The 24,098-nt window shown below is 50.9% G+C and carries 6 protein-coding genes; 5 read left to right on the top strand and 1 reads right to left on the bottom strand.

Annotated elements, in window-relative coordinates:
* The first annotated feature begins 96 nt into the window (after positions 1-96).
* Positions 97-687 (top strand): TetR/AcrR family transcriptional regulator, encoded by a 591-nt coding sequence (locus ACEN86_RS06665; protein WP_495633532.1) that lies wholly within the window; start codon positions 97-99, stop codon positions 685-687.
* An 85-nt stretch (positions 688-772) separates the two neighbouring features.
* Here ACEN86_RS06665 and ACEN86_RS06670 read toward each other — a convergent pair whose 3' ends face one another.
* Complete coding sequence (locus ACEN86_RS06670) at positions 773-1,456, bottom strand: 4'-phosphopantetheinyl transferase family protein (protein WP_495633533.1); 684 nt, start codon at positions 1,454-1,456, stop codon at positions 773-775.
* A gap of 622 nt (positions 1,457-2,078) precedes the next feature.
* Here ACEN86_RS06670 and ACEN86_RS06675 point away from each other — a divergent pair.
* Genes ACEN86_RS06675 through ACEN86_RS06690 form a run of 4 tightly spaced genes read left to right on the top strand, consistent with a single transcriptional unit; the run spans position 2,079 to position 24,096 of the window.
* Positions 2,079-11,048 (top strand): amino acid adenylation domain-containing protein, encoded by an 8,970-nt coding sequence (locus ACEN86_RS06675; protein WP_495633534.1) that lies wholly within the window; start codon positions 2,079-2,081, stop codon positions 11,046-11,048.
* Positions 11,048-12,301, top strand: a complete 1,254-nt coding sequence (locus ACEN86_RS06680; RefSeq protein ID WP_495633535.1) for an ACP S-malonyltransferase — start codon at positions 11,048-11,050, stop codon at positions 12,299-12,301. The genes ACEN86_RS06675 and ACEN86_RS06680 overlap by 1 nt, the downstream gene beginning before the upstream one ends.
* An 11-nt stretch (positions 12,302-12,312) precedes the next feature.
* Positions 12,313-13,950, top strand: coding sequence for a type II CAAX endopeptidase family protein (locus ACEN86_RS06685; protein ID WP_495633536.1), 1,638 nt, complete (start codon positions 12,313-12,315; stop codon positions 13,948-13,950).
* Between the two features lie 18 nt (positions 13,951-13,968).
* Positions 13,969-24,096: an amino acid adenylation domain-containing protein gene (locus tag ACEN86_RS06690; RefSeq protein WP_495633537.1), complete on the top strand. Its 10,128-nt coding sequence runs from the start codon at positions 13,969-13,971 to the stop codon at positions 24,094-24,096.
* Positions 24,097-24,098: the final 2 nt, after the last annotated feature.

Consider the following 24,098-nt stretch of genomic DNA (forward strand, 5'->3'; position numbering starts at 1 on the left):
TAATATTCATAAATAATTGGTCACAATAACCAAAGATGGTCTGTTTGTTCCAAATGAAACAATATGAATTAATCTGTTCAGAAAAGGGGTGTAACGTTGGGCGAAAAAAAGGAAGACAGACGAGTACAGCGCACGCGAAACATGTTGTATGATGCCTTGTTCGATCTTATGATCGAAAAGGGGTACGACGCTATAACGATTCAAGACATTATTGATCGAGCGAATGTAGGGCGGTCCACATTTTATTCACATTTCCTTGATAAAGAACAGCTGCTATTAGGCAACATTGATCAACTGCGTGAACTCCTAAAAGAGCAATGTAAAATACATTCTTCCCTTTCTACTGAACTGGGGGGTGGATACCGATTCGGATTCAGTTTGGCAATGCTTCAGCATGTTCAGAGCCATAAACAAATATATCGAGCAGTTACTAGCAAACAAGGTGGTACTCTTGTCCTATACCATTTAAAACGTATGCTTCTGGAAATAACAAGAGAAGAGATTTCAGCCATTCTTCCAGATTCAAAGGCCTCAAAGGCTCCTCAAGACGTTGCGATAGATTTTGTTGTCAATACATTTTGGTCTATTCTAACCTGGTGGATGGAGAATAATATGCCCTATTCCGCAGCAGAAATGGACCAGATGTTTCACACACTGGCGTTTTCCGGCGTTAGTGCGATTCAATGATCTTTTGCATAAAAAAGAGGTCAACCAGTATCAACTGGCTGACCTTTTAATTGGTAAGGCAAGGACGATATTTAAATTAGGGTTGTCATTTCAGCCCAACCAGAGACTCAACTTCCAGAACTTGAATCTTCTCATCGAAGTCTTCTATATCTGCACAGGCACTCATATAATATCCCTCTTCTATGAAAAAGGTACGAAAGTACCATGGCTTGTCCTCGATTATTTGATTCCGGGCTATTAGATCTCCATCAACGGTGGAGAAGCTGTCCAACGGAATAGACATTCCTTTACCTGCGGCCTTGATATAGCTTTCCTTCGCTGTCCAAATACGAAAAAACTGCATTAATCTATCCTCATGAGAATGCTGCTTCGTAATAGATTTGTATTCTTCCTCCGTATAGAACTGCCTGGCTACGTCAAGGTCCAGTGCATTCATCCGCTCTACATCTATACCGATCTGTAAAGATGAACCGGCTGCCAAGGCGACCCAATCCCCAGAATGGGAAACATTGAAGCCGACCTGATCCTGTCCCAGTAGAACAGGCTTCCCGTATGAATTCGTACCGAACTTTAATTCGTCAGCTGTGCAGTTTAGCATTTGGGTCAGCACCGTTCTTATTAGCAGATCACCAATTACACCGCGCAGCTTATCCTCCAGGAACCGAAAGCCCATGAGCTTGCGCTGTCTTTCTGTCGGGAGTCCGGCCAGGATGTAATCCAGATGTTCTGTTGGAAAGTCCGTTATCCGAGCAGCATATACCTTTATCAACCTTGATCACTCCCGGGTGAAATGAATAGCCTGAATCCTACTGTACATTCTCAAAGTATACGCTAATTAGACGATATTGGTGAGCGCTCATATCTCTATTTATTTAGTGGGTGAATGTCTTAGGGTGAGCGCGACTACAGAACTGGGTAGTGTCCCTGGAAATTAGATCGGGGCGAACATGAACTTGAGAGTAGGAGCTAAGATGCAGGTGGGGCGATGGAATTTATTTGGGTTATGCAAACGTTTTCGCAACAAAAATACATTAAAGAAGAAATTGGAATTTCCTGTGAAAAACATAACGCCAAATCGATGTCTTGTAAAGGGGATATAGAGGTAGCTATCTAGAAATCCAGACTAATTCAAAGGACCTAATAAATAAAAAGTATATTAATTTTGTAGTTCTAAAAGCATAAAAGAAGGCAATTTTAATAAATTTTGCTTGAAATGTACGATAGATTTCGATTATCTTTAATATAAAGATAAATACAAAAATTAGCATTTATGGACTAACGATCTGTTATGTAATCTAACTTTGTGCAAGCCTTTGCACACCGTAAGCTTGCTTGCAAGCTAGAGACTTCCTAAATTAAGTATGCGCTTTCAAACAATAAGGGGGCAATGTATGCATAACAAAACGTTATTAGATTCATTGGAGGTTAGCGCGCAAACGGATAAAGGGATTACCTTTATTGAACGAAACCAGGATTTGCTAGTCACCTATCGTCAGCTCTACAACGAATCGTTAATGCTTCTGTATCATCTTCAAGAACGAGATTTACGCCCCGGAGACAAACTCCTTTTTCAAATTGAGGAGCCACGAACTTTTCTTACTTACTTTTGGGCCTGCCTGCTCGGCGGAATCATTCCCGTACCGGTCACCGTAGGAACCACGCCTGAACACCGTTTGAAAGTGCAGCGAGTATGGGAAATTACCGAGAAGCCTTTTGTAACCGTTTCACCTGATCTGCTTCAATCATTTACTGAACATCTGGGACATGACTCCCCGGATCTGCAGACACAGGAATTTTTGGAACGATTATGGAATGCGGACGAGATGATGTCAAGCTTGTCCAGACAGGGAATCCCGCAGGCTGCACAGCCGGACGATATTGCACTCATTCAATTTTCATCTGGCTCTACCGGCGATCCCAAAGGCGTTATCCTGACACATCACAATTTGCTCACCAATATCGAAGCTATCCTGACCTGTTCGGCAGCCGCTCCAACAGACAGGTCACTAAGCTGGATGCCGCTTACACACGACATGGGTTTGATCGGATTTCATTTATCGCCCCTTGTCGGACAGATGGACCAGTGGATGATGCAGCCAAGTCTTTTCCTGCTAAGGCCGCACATCTGGCTGCACAAAGCTCACGAATATCACATTACACAAATTTGCTCCCCTAACTTCGGCTACAAACACTTCATGAGTCATTTTAACCCGCAAAATGCCATCGATTGGGATTTATCTTCCATACGCTATATATTCAACGGTGCCGAACCGATCTCACCACAATTAGCACAAGACTTTTTATCACTCCTAGAACCCTATCATTTGCAAAAGAAAGCGATGTTTCCTGTATACGGTATGGCTGAAGCGAGTGTGGCTGTTGCCTTTCCTCCAGTGGAAGAGGAACTTCAAGCTGTCTATGTAGAACGGAAGCAGTTGGCCTTTGGAAAGGAAGTGACCTATTCTTCACCAGAAAGTAAGACAAGCCTTGGATTCGTAGATGTTGGCTATCCGATAGCCCACTGCGAAGTGCGGATATGCGATGACAAGAACACACCGCTTGGCGAAAGTTATGTCGGCAACATACAGATTAAAGGAGGAAATGTTACAAGAGGGTATTACCGTAATGCCGCTGCGACTGAGCAAGTCTTCACCGAAGACGGCTGGCTGCTGACAGGCGATTTGGGATTCATGCGGCAGGGAAGATTGGTCATTACCGGCAGAAAGAAAGACATCATTTTTGTAAATGGCCGCAATTATTTCCCGCACGATCTGGAATGGCTGGCTCAGGAAGTTGATGGCATAGAGCTCGGCAAAATCGCAATATGCGGAGTTACCAATCAGGCTTTAGGCAAAGACGATGTAGTTGCTTTTCTTCAGCATCGCGGACGCGGCGATTCTTATGCTGCAACGATTGTAGCGCTTAAAAGGCATATTTCCAGGACAATCGGTCTGGAACTGACCTGTATTCTGCCTGTCCGGCATATTCCCAAGACGACTAGCGGGAAATTGCAGCGTTACAAGCTGGCAGAGATGTATGTGAACGGGGATTTCACCGAACAGGTGCTGCAATATGAAAGCCTTCTTAGCTCCCTGGCTGAGGCAGCCGGGAAAGAACCTCCAGCTGATGAGCTGGAAAGACGGATGGCCGAACTATGGACGGATGTGCTCGGACAGGGAACGCTGATCGGCGTGACGGATTTATTTGCTGATTACGGAGGGGACTCGTTGAAAGCGGCCGTATTACTGGCCAGAATCCACAGACAATTTGAGGTGGAAGTTCCTCAGCATAGCTTCAGTCATGATGCTACCGTCAGGTCGATCACCGATCTCGTGAGAAAATCTGAAGCTAGTCCATATGTGCCCATTGTCCACGTGGAGCCTGCTGCGCACTATCCGGTGTCTCCGACGCAGCGAAGAATGTATATTCAGGAGCAATTCGGCGGCGCCGGGACGGCTTATAATATGCCATTTGCCATCAAGCTCGAAGGTGATGTGGATGTCAGCCTGCTGGAGCATAGTCTGCAAAGACTTATCCAGCGTCATGAATCGCTTCGCACGGCTTTCATTATGGTTGACGGCGATGTCAGGCAGATTGTACATCCTTTTGCAGCGATCAGAATTAGTTCACTAACTGCAAATGAGCATGAGGTTACAGAAGTGCTTCAAAAGCTTATACGTCCGTTTGATCTGCACGACGCACCATTAATCCGCAGCTTCCTGATTGACGTTCAAGGCAGCGAAGCATACCAGATTCTGCTGGTAGATATTCACCACATTTGCTCCGACGGGATTTCAGCGCAAATCATGCTGCAGGAATGGATGCAGCTCTACCAAGGTCAGGAATTGCCACCGCTCACTTTGCAGTATCGGGACTACGCAGTGTGGATGGAACAACAGTCACAGGAAGCAGATCTGTCTGAGGCGCGGTTGCATTGGACCAAGCGTCTTCAGGGCGAAATTCCTGTTCTGGAAATGCCTTTGGACGGCAGCAGACCGCACACAAAAACTTTTGACGGAGACACAAGCCGTTTTGTTATTCCTAGAGAAACAGCTGAACAGCTGCGGAAGTTCATTAAATCAAGGAACGTGTCGCTCTACGAGCTGCTATTGACGACGTATTCGATATTTCTGCATACCTACACGCGGCAAGAGGATATGATCGTGGGTGCATTAGTTGCCGGCAGGCAGCATGCCGATCTGGAACAGATGCTGGGGGCTTTTGTAAACTATGTTCCTGTCCGGTTTCAGATCAATGCGAAGCTTACGTTTGACGAATATATAAAACAGGTCACCACAGGTATGCAGGAGGATTTCGGACATCAACAATATCCGTTTGATGAGATTGTCGCTTTAACAGGCGGCATAACGCAGCCTTCGCGTAATCCGCTGTTCGACACCATGGTTATTCTACATAATCAAATGGATATTGCTAAAGCGATTGCCTCAGATGTCATAAAAGCAGCCTATTATCCGCTGCCCGGGGTTACGTCTAAGTTAGATTTCAAGTTGGATGTCTATGTGAACGGCGATCTCGAACTAGAGGGCGTATGGGAATACAATACGAATCTGTTCCGCAAAGAAACGATAGAGCGGTTCAGCGTTCATCTGCTTCGCTTACTGGATCAGGTCATCTTGAACCCGAATATGCGGCTTGAGGAGTTGCAGCTGCTGACAGGCGACGAACAGTCCAAGCTACTGCAGGCCTTTAATCCAGCTCCGGTGCCCTATGCGGAGAAGCGGCTTATTCATGAGTGGATCGAAGATCAGGCGAAGATCAGGCCTGAGCAGACGGCTGCGATCTTTGGCGATAGCCGGCTCACCTACGGGGAGCTGAACGCTAGAGCCAATCAGCTGGCCCGGGTACTGCGCACTCGGGGAGTTAAGCCGGACAGCATCGTACCGATCGCGCTGGACCGTTCGCCTGAGATGATCATCGGCATTACCGCGATCCTGAAGGCAGGCGGAGCTTACCTGCCGATTGCGCCGGATGCTCCGGCGGAACGCATCCGCTACATGCTGCAAGACAGCGCAGCCGAGCTGCTGCTGGTGCGCGGAGACCAGCTTGGCGGTGTGCGGGATGGCGATGCCCCGTTTGATGTAGAGCGGATATCGCTGGACGACGAAAGCCTATATCAAGGTGACGACAGTGATCTGCCACATGCAGCCACGGCGAGAAATTTGGCTTATGTGATCTATACTTCAGGATCGACGGGGAACCCGAAAGGGGTCATGATCGAGCATCATTCGGTGATCAACCGGATTGCGTGGATGCAGAAGGCCTATCCGCTTACAGCGGAGGATGTCATTTTGCAAAAGACGGCGTTCACCTTTGACGTATCGGTATGGGAGCTGTTCTGGTGGGCGCAGGCGGGAGCCGCCGTGCACTTCCTCGTTCCGGGAGGAGAGAAGGACCCGGAACAAATCATGCAGGCGATCGAGACAAGCCGCGTGACGACGATGCATTTCGTGCCGTCCATGCTGCACTTGTTCCTGGCGTACCTTGAAGCCAGACCAGAGCATGCGGAACGCCTGCTGAGTCTGCGGCATGTGTTCACCAGCGGCGAAGCGCTGCTCGTACACCAGGTGGAGCGGTTCCAATCGCTGCTCGGTGAGCGGTATGGCACGAAACTGATTAATCTGTACGGGCCGACTGAAGCTACGGTGGATGTATCCTGCTTCGAGTGCAAGGCAGGCGAGACACTGAGCAGCGTGCCGATTGGACAGCCGATCGACAATACCGAGCTGTATGTCGTGGACGGTGAGCTGCGGCTGCTGCCGCCGGGGATCCCGGGCGAGCTCTGTATCGGCGGCGCGGGACTCGCTAGAGGCTATCTGAACCGGCCTGAGCTGAGCGAGGAGAAGTTCACGGCCAATCCATTCCGGCCGGGCACCCGCATGTACCGGACAGGCGATTTGGCGAAGCAGCTGCCGGACAGCAATATCGAATATTTGGGAAGGCTCGACCATCAGGTGAAGATTCGCGGTTATCGGATCGAGCTTGGTGAAATCGAGTACCATCTGCTTCAGCATGAGGCCATAACAGAAGCGGCTGCGATTGCGAAAACGGCGGGCGGTGAGCATGCCGATCTGTACGCTTATTTCGTAGCCAATAAAGCGATAGATACGGCAGCACTACGTGCCTTTTTGAAGACCACGTTACCGGATTATATGGTGCCTGCTTACTTTGTTCAGCTGCCAAGCATGCCGTTATCCGATAATGGCAAGATCAACCGTAAAGCGCTGATGAATGTCATCAGCGAAGTGCCGATAACGCGAGAATACACAGCTCCGGGGAATGAGATAGAGAACGCCCTGGCGCATATTTGGCAAGAGGTACTGCGTGTGGAGCGTATCGGAGTGAACGATGACTTCTTTGAACTGGGAGGCCATTCCTTAAAAGCGGCGCAAATTGTATCCAGAATTCATCAAAGCTTCCAAGTAGAAATTCCGCTTGCGGAGATGTTTGATCGATTGACCATACGGGAGCTGGCCAGCTGGATTGAGCAGGCGGAGAAGCGCAGTTATGAACCTATTGGTGTAGCGGAGTCACAGGACCATTATCCGCTGTCCTCGGCACAAACGCGCCTATATATTTTGGACCGGATGGAAGGGATCGGAACGGCCTACAATCTGCCCTTTGCCATTGAGATCAGGGGAGTCCTTCAAATCGAACGGGTCAAAGAGGCATTTCAAGCGATTGTGAATCGCCACGAAACGCTGCGTACTACTTTCAGCTTGCGGGATGGCGAGTTAAGGCAGGAGATCTTGGCTGCCCATACGGTAGAGCTGCCTGTTACCTTTAGCACGGCAGCGGTAGACAACGTTGATGCGGCGATTCATTCGTTCATCCGGCCATTTGACCTTGAGCAGGCGCCGCTCTTTCGAGTAGGAATCATCACGCTGTCTGAGGAACGCCATTTCATCGTGTGCGATATGCACCATATCATTTCGGATGGGATATCGATCATCGTGCTGATGGAGGAATTCATTCAGTTATACGCGGGAGAAGATCTTCCTCAGCCAAATATTCAATTCAAAGATTACACGAACTGGATGTCCCGGCGATTGACATCGGATCATCTGGAGAAGCAGGAGGCCTACTGGCGTCAAGTGCTCCAGCAGCCTCTGCCATCTGCTGAAATGCCGCATGATGCGAAGCGGGCTCCGGCGCTTTCTTTCAAAGGGGACCGGTATACGTTCGAGCTGGATTCAGGCGTCATTCAGCAAATCAAATCGTTAGCTAACGAAACGAATACAACGCTGTACATGTGTCTCTTGGCTGTGTGTAACGTGCTGCTCGCCCAATATACAGGCCAGGAAGATATCATTGTCGGCTCGCCTGTGTCGGGAAGACAGCATCCAGATCTGCAAAGAGCGATTGGAATGTTCGTGAACACGCTGGCTGTGCGCAATTACCCGGAAGCTTCCAAGTTATTCAAGGACTTCCTGCAGGAGGTCAAGGCGAATAGTCTATCCGCGTTTGAACATCAGGAGTATCCGCTGGAGCAGCTGCTGCAGAAGCTGAATATTTCACGCGAAATGAACCGCAATCCGCTGTTCGATGTCTTGTTTGTGGTACAAAATATCGGGATCAAAGACAAATGGGAGACGGATGGTCTCAGCTTTAGCCGATATCCGCTGGTCAATCCGGCTAGTAAATTTGATCTGACCATAGAAGTGATCGAGACGGAGACCGATCTTTCCTTCACGTTCGAATATAATACCGATCTGTTCCGCAGAGACACGATAGAACGGCTTGGCGTTCACCTGCTTCGATTGCTGGAACAGGTTACTCTGGAGCCGAATACGCGGCTTGGCGATTTGCGGCTGCTGACGGATGAAGAGCAATTGCAGTTGCTGCAAGCCCATAATCCAGCTCCGGTGCCCTACGCGGAGAAGCAGCTTATTCATCAGTGGATCGAAGATCAGGCGAAGATCAGGCCTGAGCAGACGGCTGCGATCTTTGGCGATAGCCGGCTCACCTACGGGGAGCTGAACGCTAGAGCGAATCAGCTGGCTCGCGTACTGCGCGCCCTAGGAGTGAAGCCGGACAGCATCGTACCGATCGCGCTGGACCGTTCGCCTGAGATGATCATCGGCATTACCGCGATCCTGAAGGCAGGCGGAGCTTACCTGCCGATTGCGCCGGATGCTCCGGCGGAGCGCATCCGCTACATGCTGCAAGACAGCGCAGCCGAGCTGCTGCTGGTGCGCGGAGATCAGCTTGCTCATGAGGAGTTTAACGCTGAACAGTTGAACAATGAACAATTACACGTGGAACACATTTCGCTGAACGACGAAAGCCTATATCAAGGTGACGACAGTGATCTGCCGCATGCAGCCACGGCAAGAAATTTGGCTTATGTGATCTACACTTCAGGATCAACAGGGAACCCGAAAGGGGTCATGATCGAGCATCATTCGGTGATCAACCGGATTGCGTGGATGCAGAAGGCCTATCCGCTTACCGCGGAGGATGTCATTTTGCAAAAGACGGCGTTCACCTTTGACGTATCGGTATGGGAGCTGTTCTGGTGGGCGCAGGCGGGAGCCGCCGTACACTTCCTCGTTCCGGGAGGAGAGAAGGACCCGGAACAAATCATGCAGGCGATCGAGACAAGCAGGGTAACAACGATGCATTTCGTGCCGTCCATGCTGCACTTGTTCCTGGCGTACCTTGAAGCCAGACCAGAGCCCACGGACCGCCTGGGGAGTCTGCGGCATGTGTTCACCAGCGGCGAAGCGCTGCTCGTACACCAGGTGGGGCGGTTCCAATCGATCCTGGGTGAGCGGTATGGCACGAAGCTGATTAATCTGTACGGGCCGACCGAAGCTACGGTGGATGTATCCTGCTTCGAGTGCAAGGCAGGCGAGACGCTGAGCAGCGTGCCGATTGGACAGCCGATCGACAATACCGAGCTGTATGTCGTGGACGGCCAGCTGCGGCTGCTGCCGCCGGGGATCCCGGGCGAGCTCTGTATCGGCGGCGCGGGACTCGCCAGAGGCTACCTGAACCGGCCCGAGCTGAGCGAGGAGAAGTTCACGGCCAATCCATTCCGGCCGGGCACCCGGATGTACCGGACTGGCGATTTGGCGAAGCAGCTGCCGGACGGCAATATCGAATATTTGGGAAGGCTCGACCATCAGGTGAAGATTCGCGGTTATCGGATCGAGCTTGGTGAAATCGAACATCATCTTCTTGGGATTGAAGAAGTTCAGGAAGCCGCCGTATTGGTGAAGGAGGACGGGACGGGAAATAAGTACTTATGTGCTTTTCTCGTCATGAAGGAGCAGGTTCCTTCATCAGTCATACGTTCCTCGCTATCCCAGATACTTCCCGACTATATGATTCCGGCGCATTATGCGTATGTAGCACAAATGCCGCTGTCCGCAAGCGGAAAGCTGGATCGCAGACAGCTGCAGCATCAGCCGCTGATTACGGAGACTGAGGATACGTTCACCGCGCCGCAAGACGAGCTGGAAGAACAGCTCGCGCTGTTGTGGAGAGAATTGCTGAATAAGGAGCGCGTCGGTATTCACGATCAATTTTTTGAAATTGGCGGGCACTCGCTGCTGCTCTTGCAGCTGCACACTCGCTTGGAAGCTTCTTACCCGGGCTTAATCCAGGTAACTGATTTGTTCGCTTACCCGACTATTTCCAAGCTGGCGGCATTCATAAGACAAGTAGGGGAGCAGCATTCGGCTGCACCGATCTCCTATCTGACGCTGCCAAGCGATTATTTCGTTCCGCAGACGACTATGGGTCAGCAATCATCATATAAGCTGCAGCTAAGCGAGCTTGACACGAAATTACTTGCCGAATTTGAGCAATCCGGGCATGTGAAGCGGCACGTTGTGCTGCTGGCCAGCCTCTCTTATCTGCTCGCTTCTGTTACGAAGAGCATGGAACTGACGATCATGTATTCCGATTCCTTGCGTGAGTTCCAGGCAGCGGAGCTGCAAATGGGGCAGGTGAGTGAGATCGCAGACTTGATGTCCTTGGTACACAGTGCCCTGCACGAGAGCCAAGCTGGAGAACTGCAGTTGGAGCAAATTCAGCCTGTGAATACCAGGGAATATCCGACGGCTGTGCTTCCACTCTTGTATCAAAGAGGGGGCGTTCCCATTCGGGATGCGCATCGCAGCAGATTCGACATCCAGTTCTCCTACTATACAGAGAATGACCAAATCTATGTGCTCTGTGAGTACAACGATCAACGTCTATCGAAAGCGAAGATGAAAGAATTATTCAGCCAGTATATCCGTATTATTCGTACCGTCATTCAGCAGTTCGCCAGAAAAATTCAATTCATGGAGGCCGCTGCGGCAAGCGAGAACAGGAAGGTGGAGAGAAGCTAATGAAAATCGCCTTGATTTTCCCCGGATCAGGGACCCAGTATGCGGGGATGGGCCAGGCTTGGCATGGAACGTATCCCATTGTCAGGGATACGTTCGATGAAGCGAGCGAGCGGATGGGATTCTCCTTCCTTGACCTTTGCTCAAGCGAAAAGCTTCAGCAGGACATGGATCTAGTGACTGCGCAAGCGGCTGTCTTCGTATGCAGTGTTGCAGCCTATCGTGTCTATATGCAGGAGGTGGGCATCACCCCGTATCTATCGGCTGGACATAGTCTGGGAGAGTATGCCGCCTTGGTCTCGGCAGAGGCCCTGCAATATGTCGATGCGCTCGATCTCGTCTGCTTGCGAAGCAAGCTGATGATCGAAGCGGCCGATCACATAGCGAGCGGGGTGATTGCGTGCAAGCAGCTTCCGATCCAGGTTATCCACCGGGAAGTGATGAACTGGAATCGCAACTATCCTGACCGTCCTGTGGATCTTGCCTGTTATAACGCGCAGGATCAAGCCGTCATCTCGGGCTATAAGCCGGATACGGAGCAGCTTGCTGCCATACTGGAGGGACTTGGAGGCAGGGCGATCCCCCTGTCTATCCAGGCACCCATCCATAGCAGACTGCTGCAGGGAGCGGTCGCTCCTTTCCGCGAGCAGCTGGCCCGGACGCCTGTACAGATCCCGAAATGGTCCGTCATTTCCAATGTCACGGCCAAGCCTTATACGGATGCGGAGTCCATTGTGACGGGGCTTGCTTTGCAGTTAACGCAGCCTGTCCAATGGCTTGATACCGTAAGACATATGCAGCGAAGCGGGGTATCCCACGCGCTTGAGCTGGGCCCCAAATCAACGTTATCCACGCTAACCAAGCGAACTGCGCGGAATATCAGGACCTACGCTCTGGATAAAGCAGATGACCTGCCCAAGATCCTGGCACTAAAGTATTCTACTGGCGATCTATTAGGAAAATGTCTGGCGCATGCCGTCTCCTGCCGGAATCGGAACGATGACACTAAGCAGTACACAAGTGAAGTGGCAGAGCCATTTCACAAGCTGGCAGAGCTTGCGAATGCCCATGCGGAGCGCAGCGCAGGCTCACCATCTGAGCAAGATGATGAGCTGCAGACGGCTATTGAACTGCTTTTGCAGATCATGAACGGTAAGAAGGTGCCTGAGGACGAGCAGCAGCGCAGATTAAACCGCTTGTACGCTGAAGGCTGCGCTGCAGCCAGAAGCATAGAGGATTTGGCGAAAAGCTATTAAGGGGTGTATGGATGAGAACATTCAAAACGTATTTTTTCACATTGGGCGAAGTCATTTTGCTGGCTGGGGTCTTTCTTGCGGTAGCGGTTCTGCACAATTACGTGCTGGTTCCGAATTCCGGAAGCTATGGGCAATATTTGATGCACAATCTGCCATTATGGATTTCCATCATGTTTGCAATCGATACTGTGCTGCTTACCGTCTATTTTCTTATCAAAAAGTCGATCTTGAAAGAACGTTACATCAAGGTCTCGCAGCTTTGCAATTTCTCCCGGTTGAAAGGGAGAGACTTTCTGATCTCCACGTATGTTGCGATGGCGGCAGGACTGCTGTTCGTCTGCCTGTTGAAGCTTCCATTCGTGAAGACGACATTCCCAGACATGGCGGATTACATTAATTTATTCATGAATTCTGACAGCTTCATTCTGACCTTGCTTGGACTTGCCGTTATCGGACCGCTATTTGAAGAAATCTTCTTCAGAGGCATCTTGTTCTCCATGATGCGCGGCAAGCTTCCTTTCCTCGTCGCATTGCTGGTACAGGCCGTCATCTATGGCTACTGTCAGCCGAGCCCTTCAATTCAGGTTACCGGATTCTTCCTCGCCATTATGTATGGAATTATGTACACGAAGATGAAGACGCTTCTGTCCACCATATGGACGGCCGTGCTGCTGAATGCGTTTATTTTTACGTCGAAACAAATCGGGCTGCATGAAGTAATTGAAAGCTTCTCGCCTTCCACGCTGCTTATCATCATCGCTCTGTGCCTATTCGTCATCGTCTCCAGTCTGGTTGTGCTGGGACAAGAAGAGCGGAAAGTTCCTTATGTCAAGGTTATTGGCAACCTGCTGCTGTGGACAGGACTTTACGTTGTCATCTACTACCCGATTCTATATATCTGGAACAACAATATCATGAGTATCAGCTCTATCTCAGGCTGGCTGGGCGAGAACAATGTACTTGGTTTCATTTTCTTCGATACGATTTCGTTAGCCGTGTTCTATCTGGTAATGAAGCTTATCCACAAAAAGAGCCTGATCGTCGAATGCAACTTCTCCGCTATCCCTCCTAGGGCCGGAGTAATGATGGGCATTTTAGGCGCGGCGATGGGAGTCTGGGTACAATGCTTTTTCAAAATTCCTTATTTCGCCGATAATTTCCCGCAATTTCAGCAGCTGTTCGACTACTTGACGACGGCTTCGCTGCCTGTATTTATCGCATTCTTAATACTTCACTCGATGTACAAAGAAGTCTACTTCCGGGCATTGATCTATAATGTGCTGCGTCCTGCTTTCTCGGTTCCGATGTCGATCATCGTGACCGGTATCATCTACGGCGGCCTGTTCTTCAACTGGGATATTCCGCTCACGATCTATGCTTCGGCAGGGGCGCTGATCTTCGGCCTGCTGTTTGAGTGGTATCGCTCCATTTGGGCTCCGATTATTAACGAGATTGTCTTGTTCGGCACGTACTTTGTGATGAAAAAATTGCAGCTCTCCTTCTCCACGGGGATTGTTATCGCGATGGTGGCAAGCTCGGTAGTGATCATTTACACGATGTATTGGTTATGGAAGCGCAGAGAAATTGAGCAAAAGAATGCGAATTCGGCCCCTGTTCAGACTGCTGTTCAATCCGCCGTATCACTTTAAGCCCCGAGGAGGACCAGGATGTTGAATTTGAACTGGCTTGATGAGCAGCCCCAAGATGACATTGAGATTGAAGAGCTATCCGTTCAGGATATTGCCATTATCGGGATATCGGCCAACTTGCCGATGGTTGATGATCTGGATCAGTTATGGGAATTCCTCAGCAGCGGTGTGGACTTCATCTCTGAATTCCCGCACAGCCGCCGGAAAGATACGGATCCTTTCATGCAGGCAAGAAGAAAGGTTAACCCCTCAGCAGGATATATGGATGGGGCTTACTTGGATGAAATTGATAAATTCGACCATGCCTTCTTCAGATTGTCTCCAAAAGAAGCGAGCTTGATGTCGCCGAATCAGCGCCTGCTGCTTGAGACGGTGTGGAAGTCGGTTGAGGATGCAGGGTATGGAGGGGATGCGCTTGCCGGGAGTCGGACGGGTGTCTTCATTGGTCTGAATAATGACGCGATCTACGACTACAAACGAATGATCTCCGAATCGGATCTCTCGCTGCTCTCCTATGCAGTTCCAGGCAATTTGACCAGTGTGACGGCTGGAAGAATCGCTTATGTTCTCGATTTGAGAGGACCGTGTGTGTGTATGGACACAGCCTGCTCCTCCTCGCTGGTGGCCTTGCATACGGCCTGCCAGTCCATCCGCAATGGTGAATGCGATTCGGCGATTGTTGGCAGTGTGAAGGTCAACCTGCTGCCTCTGGATGAAATCAAGATTGGGATTGAATCCTCCGATTGGCGGGCAAGAACTTTTGACGACAGCTCTGACGGTACCGGGGGCGGGGAAGGCGTTATTTCTCTGGTCATCAAGCCGCTGAGCAGGGCGATCGAAGATGGTGATTCCATTTATGGCGTCATTAAAGGAAGTGCGGTGAATCAGGACGGGAGGTCGATTGGGCTCACAGCTCCAAATGTACTGGCCCAGGAGGATGTATTGGTTCGCGCATGGACCCATGCAGGAATCGACCCGGCCACGATAGGTTACATGGAGGCACACGGTACGGGAACGAAGCTTGGGGACCCGATCGAGATGGATGCGATGAGCCGCGCCTTTCGTAAGTATACGGATAAAAGGCAGTTTGCTGCCGTCGGCTCTGTCAAAACAAATCTGGGACACCTCGACCATGCCGCTGGATTAATGGGCGTTCTGAAGTCTGTTCTTGCATTGAAACATAAGCAGATACCGCCACTCGTGCATTTCAACAAGCCGAACTCGAAGATTCCATTTATTGATTCGCCGGTATACGTCTGCGATGAGTTGACGGCATGGGAAGCTGATGAGCACCCGCGAAGATGCGGTGTAAGTTCTTTCGGCATGAGCGGCACCAACTGTCACGTCGTGCTGGAGGAATTTCAAGCGGGGCCTGTGATGGATGAGGATCGTAGTCCCCAACTGTTTGTTGTATCTGCCGGCAGCGAAGAATCCCTCCGCCGTCTGGTTGATGCGTACTGCCAATATGATGTGCCGGAGGATCGCCTCCGTGACATTTGCTTTACCGCAAGTGTTGGAAGGGGACACTTTGCCTATCGGCTTGCGTTCGTATTCAGTACGAAAGAGGAATGGATGCACCAGCTTCACAAGGTCAAGGAAGAAGGCCTTCATACAAGTGAGCAGTTCAGGATCTACTACGGAGATTCCAAGAAAGAGAGTGCGGGGGAAGAAGGTTCTTCGGCTTTATCTGCTGCTGAAATAGCGTTGAAAGCTCCAATGCGCCAAGTTGAAGATCTAAGTCATATCGCAGTCTCCTACGTACACGGGGCTAGTGTCGATTGGTCTTCCATGTACTCGGGAGAACGCAGAAAAAGAATCTCTCTTCCTACGTATCGGTTCGAGAGAACGCGCTGCTGGCTGGACGTTAGTGTAAGCACACTTACAGCTTCACCATCTCCAAGCCGTCATGACGGAATGGCTATCTCCGAAGTGAAGCTGCGGGGAAGAGAGTCGGAAGCATATTCTATCACTGAACGAACAATCGCTAATATATGGGGGGATATTTTAGGTATTCAGGAGGTTCATATTGAGGATACGTACTATGAACTTGGCGGGGATTCGATTCTGGCTTTGAAGATCGCCAACCGCATGACCAAGGAATTTGACGTCTCTATCGATATAGCAGACTTGCTGCGTTATGTAACGATTATGTCTTTGGCGGAGTGGATCGATTCGAGGCGATTGCCTGCCCAGACGGAGACGGAGTCAGATGCATTTCGCCTGGTTCCAGCCAAGCCGGCCGGCGGGTATCCATTAACACCTTCTCAGCAGCGCGTATACATTCAGGAGCAGATGGATCATATTCAGACAAGCCATCACGCGCCTTTTTGCGTCAAGGTGGAAGGGGAACTGGATACGGCCCGGGTTGAAAAAACGGTCAACCAAATTGTCGAGCGGCATGAAGCTTTTCGCACGGTCTTCGATTTCGTGGATGGCGAGCCCATGCAGCGTGTGCTGCCGCATTTGGAGATTAAGCTAGTCTTGGATGAGGCATCCGAAGAGCAGGTGGATGAACGGATCGAGGCCTTTATTCAGCCGTTTCATTTGGCGGAGGCTCCATTAATCAGAGTGGGTGTCCTGACCATTTCGGCAACACAGCACATCATCATGCTGGACATGCACCACATCATTTCCGACGGGGTGACGAACAGCATTTTTATCCGGGAATTTTGTGCCTTGTATCAAGGGCTGCCGGTGCCGCCGGTACAAATTCAATATAAGGATTATGCGGTTTGGCTCAATCGTCAATTAAGCAGCGGGGCTCTGGAGCATCGTGCCGATTATTGGTCGAAGCAGCTGTCCAGCCCGCTTCCTGTACTGAATCTTGCTGCAGACCGCAAGCGGCCGGAAGTCAAATCATTTAACGGTCAGTCCATGCGATTCACAGTTCCGGGTGAGCAGGTTCAAGCGCTGCGCGAACTCGCAGCCAAGAATCAGGTCACGCTCCATTCTCTATGCTTTGCGCTCTATTCTTTGTTAATTCGGAAGTTTTCAGGCCAGGATGAGATGATTATCGCTACTTTGGTTTCGGGCCGAAATCATCCGGATCTGGAATCGATGATGGGCATGTTCATCAACTTCCTGCCTATCCGGCTAAGAATCGATGAGCAATCAAGCTTCCCGGTATATGCCAAGGATGTGCATGGGCAGATTCTCCGGGCTTATGAACATGATTATCCGTTCGACAGTATGCTGCAGAATGTACCTTTAATAACCGATCCATCCCGCAATCCGGTCTACGATACGATGTTCGTATTTCATAATGAATTCAAAATGAATTCGCAGAGCGGTATGCTGCTGAGCAATGAAGGCCTGTATGTAGCGGAATACCCGATTCCTGGGCATACATCCATGCTTGATCTCAAGATGGACATGTGGGAACAAGAGGAGGGCAGTGTGCATGCGGTGTTAAATTACAGCACCGATCTGTTTGACGAGACTACAATGCACCGGTTCAGAGACGAATTCATGCGGATCATATCCGCTATTGTGGACGATCCAAGCAAGGAACTGGTTCACTATGAGGCGCTTGCTGCCCTAAAGCAGGCCGAAGTCACCAACCAGGCAGTATCCCTTGCTATCAGCGCAACCTTTACGGCGGAACCGATTGAGGATTATATCAAATGGTGGTGTGAACGATTCCAGATTCAGGCGGAAGTCTCGTTCGCTCCCTATCATCAGGTGTTCCAGCAGCTGCTTAGCCCGGATAGTCTACTCGCAGCGAATCAGGGAGTTAATCTGCTACTCATTCGTTTTGAAGATTGGATCGGGGGAGAGACACTCACCCAGGACAAGCAGATCCAGCAGTTAGAGAGAAGCTATGTTGATCTCATCCAAGCTGTTCGCAGCTTCGGGGGCCAGAGTCCTGTATGGGTGGCTGTCTTCCAGCCGAGCGAAGATTATGATCCTGCTGTAATCTCTTATATTCGCGAACTGAATGAGCGATTCAAGCAAATGCTTACGCCAATTGAGCATGTGACCTTGCTGGATCTTAGCGATATCGAGCATAGATACCAGGTTCCTGCGGTGTTCGATAGGGTCAAGAACCAGGAAGCTCATATTCCTTTTACGGATGAGTATTATGCAGCCTTGGGGACCGCTGCCGCAAGACGCATCGTGTCATGGAAAAGGCCGGATTTCAAGGTTATCGTTCTGGATTGCGACAACACGCTGTGGCAGGGCGTATGCGGGGAAGCCGGCGCATCCGGTGTGCAGCCTTATCTTAAGCTCCAACAGCAGATGGTCGCGAGCTGTGAGCAGGGCATGCTGCTGGCCCTTTGCAGCAAGAACAACGAAGCTGACGTCTGGGAAGTATTTGACGCGCATCCCGAAATGCCGCTGAAGAAAGAGCATCTTGTAGGCTGGAAAATAAACTGGCAGGCCAAATCTGCCAATCTCCGGGAACTGTCCGAGGAGCTTAATTTGGGACTGGACAGCTTTATCTTCATTGATGACAATCCCGTAGAATGCCGGGAAGTGATGCTGAACTGTCCGGATGTGCTGACGATTCAGCTTCCGGGTGGTCCAGAACAAATTCATCCGTTCCTGAAGCATATTTGGGCCTTCGACCGCTCACGCAGCACAGAAGAAGACCGGAATCGTACAGCGATGTACAGATCTGAGAAGCAGCGTAAAGCACTTAAAGAGCAAACAGAGCTTTCGTTAGATGAGTTCCTGCGGGATTTACGGCTTCAAGTAAGAATGCAGGAACTGGAGCCTGTACACATTCCGCGTGCTGCGCAGCTGACGGAGCGGACGAACCAATTCAACATGAGTACGATCCGCAGAACGGAGGATGAGCTCCGTGCATTAATGGCTGAGCCAGGTTGGAAATGCTGGACCGTTGAGGTTAGGGATCGCTTTGGCGATTATGGCCTCGTAGGACTGGTGATCGGCTGTGCAGAGCAGGATACCTTTGCTGTGGATACATTCTTGCTAAGCTGTAGAGTTCTGGGGCGGCGAATTGAATATGCCATCCTGTCTGTTCTCAAGCAGTTCAGCTTAGAGCTTGGCCTGACACAGATTCAGGCGGCTTATCGGCAAAGTTCCAAGAACGAGCCGTTCCGCCAGTTCCTGTCTGCCTCTGGTTGGACGGAAGCCGGGCAATTGGGTGAGCATCTGCTGTATCGTCTGCCGCTTGAGGCCATCGCTGATTCGGTCGAATATATTGAATTAACCGATGTCTTCGCTGATTCAGGCATGGAAGCGGGAACGCTGGCTGTTTCACAGATTGCGGCGGCAGCATCCGTAGACGCACAGGAGGAAGAACGCGTACAAGCTGAGGTCGATTTAGAGTGGGAGATGGAGCTTGGAGATAACGATGCGGTAGGCATGACACACAGGTCCTACCTGCTTCCGCTTCAGTATCATACAGCTAAAGCGATTATGCAGCTGCCGAGGCAGGCGCAGCCTAAGGATTTGAAGCGGGCGGTCTACATAGCTCCTTCGGATGAGACGGAACGTTCATTGGCTGGGCTATGGGAGGATTTGCTTCAGGCGCATCCTATCGGTCTGGAAGATCATTTCTTCCAAGCAGGAGGGAACTCTCTGCATGCAGCATCGCTGGCCTCGCGGATCCATAAGCAGTTCCAAGTTCCGATCACACTGAGAGATATTTTTCAGAATCCAACTCTTAGAGAATTGGCAGGCAAAATACGGACTTTGCTGGCGCAAGTGGACCCATCCGGCTCCGTAGTTACGATTCCGAAGGCGCCTATTCTTCCGCATTATCCCGTTTCATCGGCCCAGAAGAGGCTGCTGATCCTGCATCAGCTGAATCCGTCCGGGACGAGTTACAATATGCCGGGCGCGATGAGGATAGAAGGCATACTGGATAAAAGCAGATTGGAGCATGCATTCCGCCATATTATTGAGCGGCATGAGAGTCTGCGCACCTCTTTCCATTGGACCGCGGAGGGACCCGTTCAGCGAACCCAACAGGAAGTGCCTTTCAGACTTGAAGAACTGGACAAGGATGATCTTACAGCGAATACGGCTGCTGATCGGTTTGTGCGTCCCTTCGAGCTGGACCAGGCTCCGCTGCTTCGCGCAGGATTGCTACAGACGGATAAGGACAAGCATGTGCTATTCATCGATATGCATCATCTGATCTCGGACGGCGTATCGATGATGAACATGGCGAGGGAAATCATGGATTCTTATGAAGGAGTAGAGCCGCTAACAGAGCTCACGATTCAGTATAAAGATTATGCCGTCTGGCAGCAGCAGTCTTTGCAGCATGAGTCTCACAGGGAGCATCAAGCCTACTGGCTGGACCGCTTGAAGGGCGAACTGCCGCTGCTGGATCTGCCGCTCGATCGGCCGAGGGCTCCCTTGACCGATAACATCAGGCATGGATCAAGATTTCATCTGGAAGCAGACCTTGCCCTGCGTGCAGGCTTGGAACGATTAGCTGCGGACACTGGAACGACGACCTACCAGATCATGCTCGCTGCCTTTTCCATACTGTTATCCAAATACACCGGGCAGGAGGATATTATCATTGGTTCCCCGGTTGCCGGAAGAACCCATGCGGACCTCGAATCCATGATTGGCATGTTCGTGAACACGCTGCCTCTGCGTCTGCACCCTGAAGGCTACAAAACCTTCAGCCATTACCTTGATGAGGTGAAGAACGATACCCTGCAATCCTTTGAACATCAAGACTATCCTTTCGAAGAGCTTGTTGATCAGCTGCAGGTTAAGCGTGATGCTTCACGCAATCCTCTGTTCGATGTCTTCTTCGTGGTTCAGAACATGGACAGCTGGCTTCGGCAGGCGGGCGACCTGAGGTTCATGCCTTACGAATTACCGATTCGGCAGAGCCGATTCGATATCACGCTGGAAGTTATCGATCAGCCGGACCAATTCAGGTTTACGTTCGAATATGCGGTGCAGCTGTTTGACCGCAGTACGATCGAGCGAATGGCAGGCCACTTCGTACAGCTGCTTGAATCCATCTTGATGGATCGAGAGGTGGTCCTCTCGCAAATGAACATGCTGCCGGAAGCCGAGCAGATCAGACTGCTCCAGGAGTTGAATCCGCGTCCAACGCCATATGCCTCCGATCAGACCGTGCCAGAATGTGTGGAAGGAATAGCGGCCATGCAGCCCGGTCATATCGCCTTGGTATTCGGGAACCAAACCATGACCTACCGTGACTTGAACGAGCGCGCGAATCGGATGGCCCATTACTTGCGTGGGCGAGGCGTTACTGCGAATTGCATCGTTGGCATTATGGCCGATCGGTCGATGGATATGATTGTGGGTATCCTTGCTGTGCTGAAAGCGGGAGGCGCCTACCTGCCTCTTGATCCTGCCTATCCGCGGGAACGCTTGGCCTATATGATGGCTGACAGCGGGACCAGATACGTGTTGGGTCATTCATGTTATGCCGGTCTGGTCGATTTTGAAGGCGAGTGGCTGGATGTATCGGAGGCTTACGATCAAGAGGAGTGCGGTAATCTGGACCGTGTGTCCAAGCCGACGGATCTTGCTTATATGATCTATACATCGGGTTCAACAGGGAAGCCGAAGGGCGTTATGGTCGAGGGCAGAGGACTGCTGAATTTGCAGGTGTTCTTTAAACAGGAACTCGGTGTCACCCCAGCTGACCGGATTGTTCAGTTTGCAAGCCTTTCCTTCGATGCCTCGGTCTGGGAAGTGTTCATGGCATTAATGACAGGGGCTACGCTGGTGCTCGCAGAGAAGGATGATCTGCTGAGTTACCGCCAGTTCGAGGATTTCTTGAATGAGCACCAGATTACCACCGCAACGCTTCCGCCTACTTACACGGTGCATCTGCAGCCGGAAAGGCTCCGAACCCTGACCAAGATCATCACGGCCGGCTCTGCCACGACGTTTGAGTTGATTCGGACATGGACGCCTTATGTGCGTTATTTCAATGCATACGGCCCAACGGAGACGACCATCTGTGCAACGATTTGGGAAGCGGAGACGGAAGGACGCAGTGAATCTGCACCCGTGCCGATCGGCAGGCCGATCACGAATACGAGCATCTGCATCCTTAACCGGGATCTACAGCTGCAGCCGATTGGCGTTATCGGTGAAATTTGCGTTGGAGGCGCGGGTCTGGCCCGCGGCTATTGGGGGAAGGATGCACTAACTCGTGAGAAGTTCATCCAGCATCCTTTTCAGCCGGGGGAACGGTTGTACCGGACTGGAGATCTGGGCAGGTGGCTGCCGGACGGAACGATCGAATACTGCGGCCGAATTGACGATCAGGTGAAGATTCGCGGGTTCCGGATTGAGATTGGGGAGATCGAGGCTGCTCTTGCGAAACAGGAAGCGGTCATCGATCAAATCGTCCTCAGCCGTACAGGACCTAATCATGAGGCCTATTTATGCGCTTATTATACGGGAACAAGACTTATATCGGCAGGAGAGCTAAGAAATGGGCTTCTACAGTATTTGCCGGAATATATGGTGCCTGTCACTTATGTTCAACTAGATCAGTTCCCGCTTACACCAAGCGGCAAGATCGACAAACAGGCATTGCCTGAGCCTGATTCGCTGCCTGCGGCAGATTATGTGGCTCCTAGCACATCTACGGAACTCCAGCTGGCAGCTTTATGGCAGGAAATGCTGGGACGCAGCCTGGTCAGTGTGCGGGACTCCTTCTTCGAAATCGGGGGAGATTCCCTGAAGGCTGCCCTACTGGTAGCTCGAATCCATCAACAGTTTCAAGTGGATATCCAGCTTGGCGACATATTCCGCAGTCCGACGATTGAACAAATGGCGCAAGTTCTGCAGCAGATGGACAAGTCGATCTTCCAGCCGATTCCGAAGGCCAATGCAGCCGATTATTATCCGCTCTCTTCAGGTCAGCATCGGATCTTCGTCATGCAGCAGCTGGACGAGGACGATGTCAGCTACAATATGCCAGGTGTGTTCCTGCTGGATGGTAGGCTGGACGAAGCACGGTTCACCCGTGCATGGCAGGCTTTAGTAGAGCGGCATGAAAGCTTGCGCACTTCTTTCGAAATTGTAGACGGGCAATTCGTGCAAAAGGTGCACCCGCACGTTCCAGTTGTTATCGAACCACTGCCAGATGCCGCGGATCAAATCGTCCAGACGGCGCGTTCGTTCATTCGACCTTTCGAGATTGGCAAGGCTCCGCTGCTTCGTGTAGGTCTCAGCCGGATCTCTGAGCATCGGCATCTGCTGCTGCTGGACATCCACCATATCGTATCGGACGGCGCGTCGATTCGAAATATCGCTGTGGAGTGGATTGCACTGTATGAAGGAACCACGCTGCCCGCGCTCCCTGTTCAATATAAGGACTATGCAGTGTGGCAGAGAGACCGCCTGGAAAGCGAAACGATGCGCAAGCAGGAGGTGTACTGGCTGAATCAATTGGCTGAGTATAATTCGGCAAAGGCGCTGCCCACCGATTACGCACGAACCGAATATATCAGCACGGAAGGCAGACGAATTGTTCGGTCAATGGATTCCCGCCCGCTCTACGATCTAATGCGTCATACGGGAACGACGCTCTATATGATACTTGCTGCGGCCTACCAGCTCACGCTTGCTGAGTATGCATCGCAGACGGATATCGCCATCGGCTCTCATGTGGCGGGGAGATCGCATCCGGATACAGAGGGACTGATAGGGATGTTCGTCAACACGGTTGTGATAAGGTCCCAAATTCGCGAGGAAATAACGATTGCCGAATATTTGGCCGGATATAAGCTCACGGTTATTGAAGCCTTCGAGCATCAGGAATATCCGTTTGATCGGTTAGCCGAGAAATTGCCGCTACCGCGCGACAGGACAAGGAATCCTGTCTTCGATGCCTTGTTTATTTTGCAAAATGTGAATATGAAACAGATCAACTCTGATGAAATTACCCTTACAGCGTATCCCTTTGACCATCCTTGTGCCAAATTCGATATCACGCTGGAGGCGCTGGAACTTCCTGACGCAATTGAATTCACGTTGGAATACCGCACCGCCTTGTTCACAGACCACACCATCGTGAACCTGTTCGACCGTTACCAAGAGATTCTGGCCATGATGGTCCAAGACTCGAACGCGAAACTCAGCGAATTGCTTCCGGGAATAGGCGCTAACGCAAATGCGTGCAGCCCGCTTGAGGATATTCAATTTCATTTTGAACTATAGGG

The organism is Paenibacillus sp. Paensp111 (assembly GCF_059492195.1).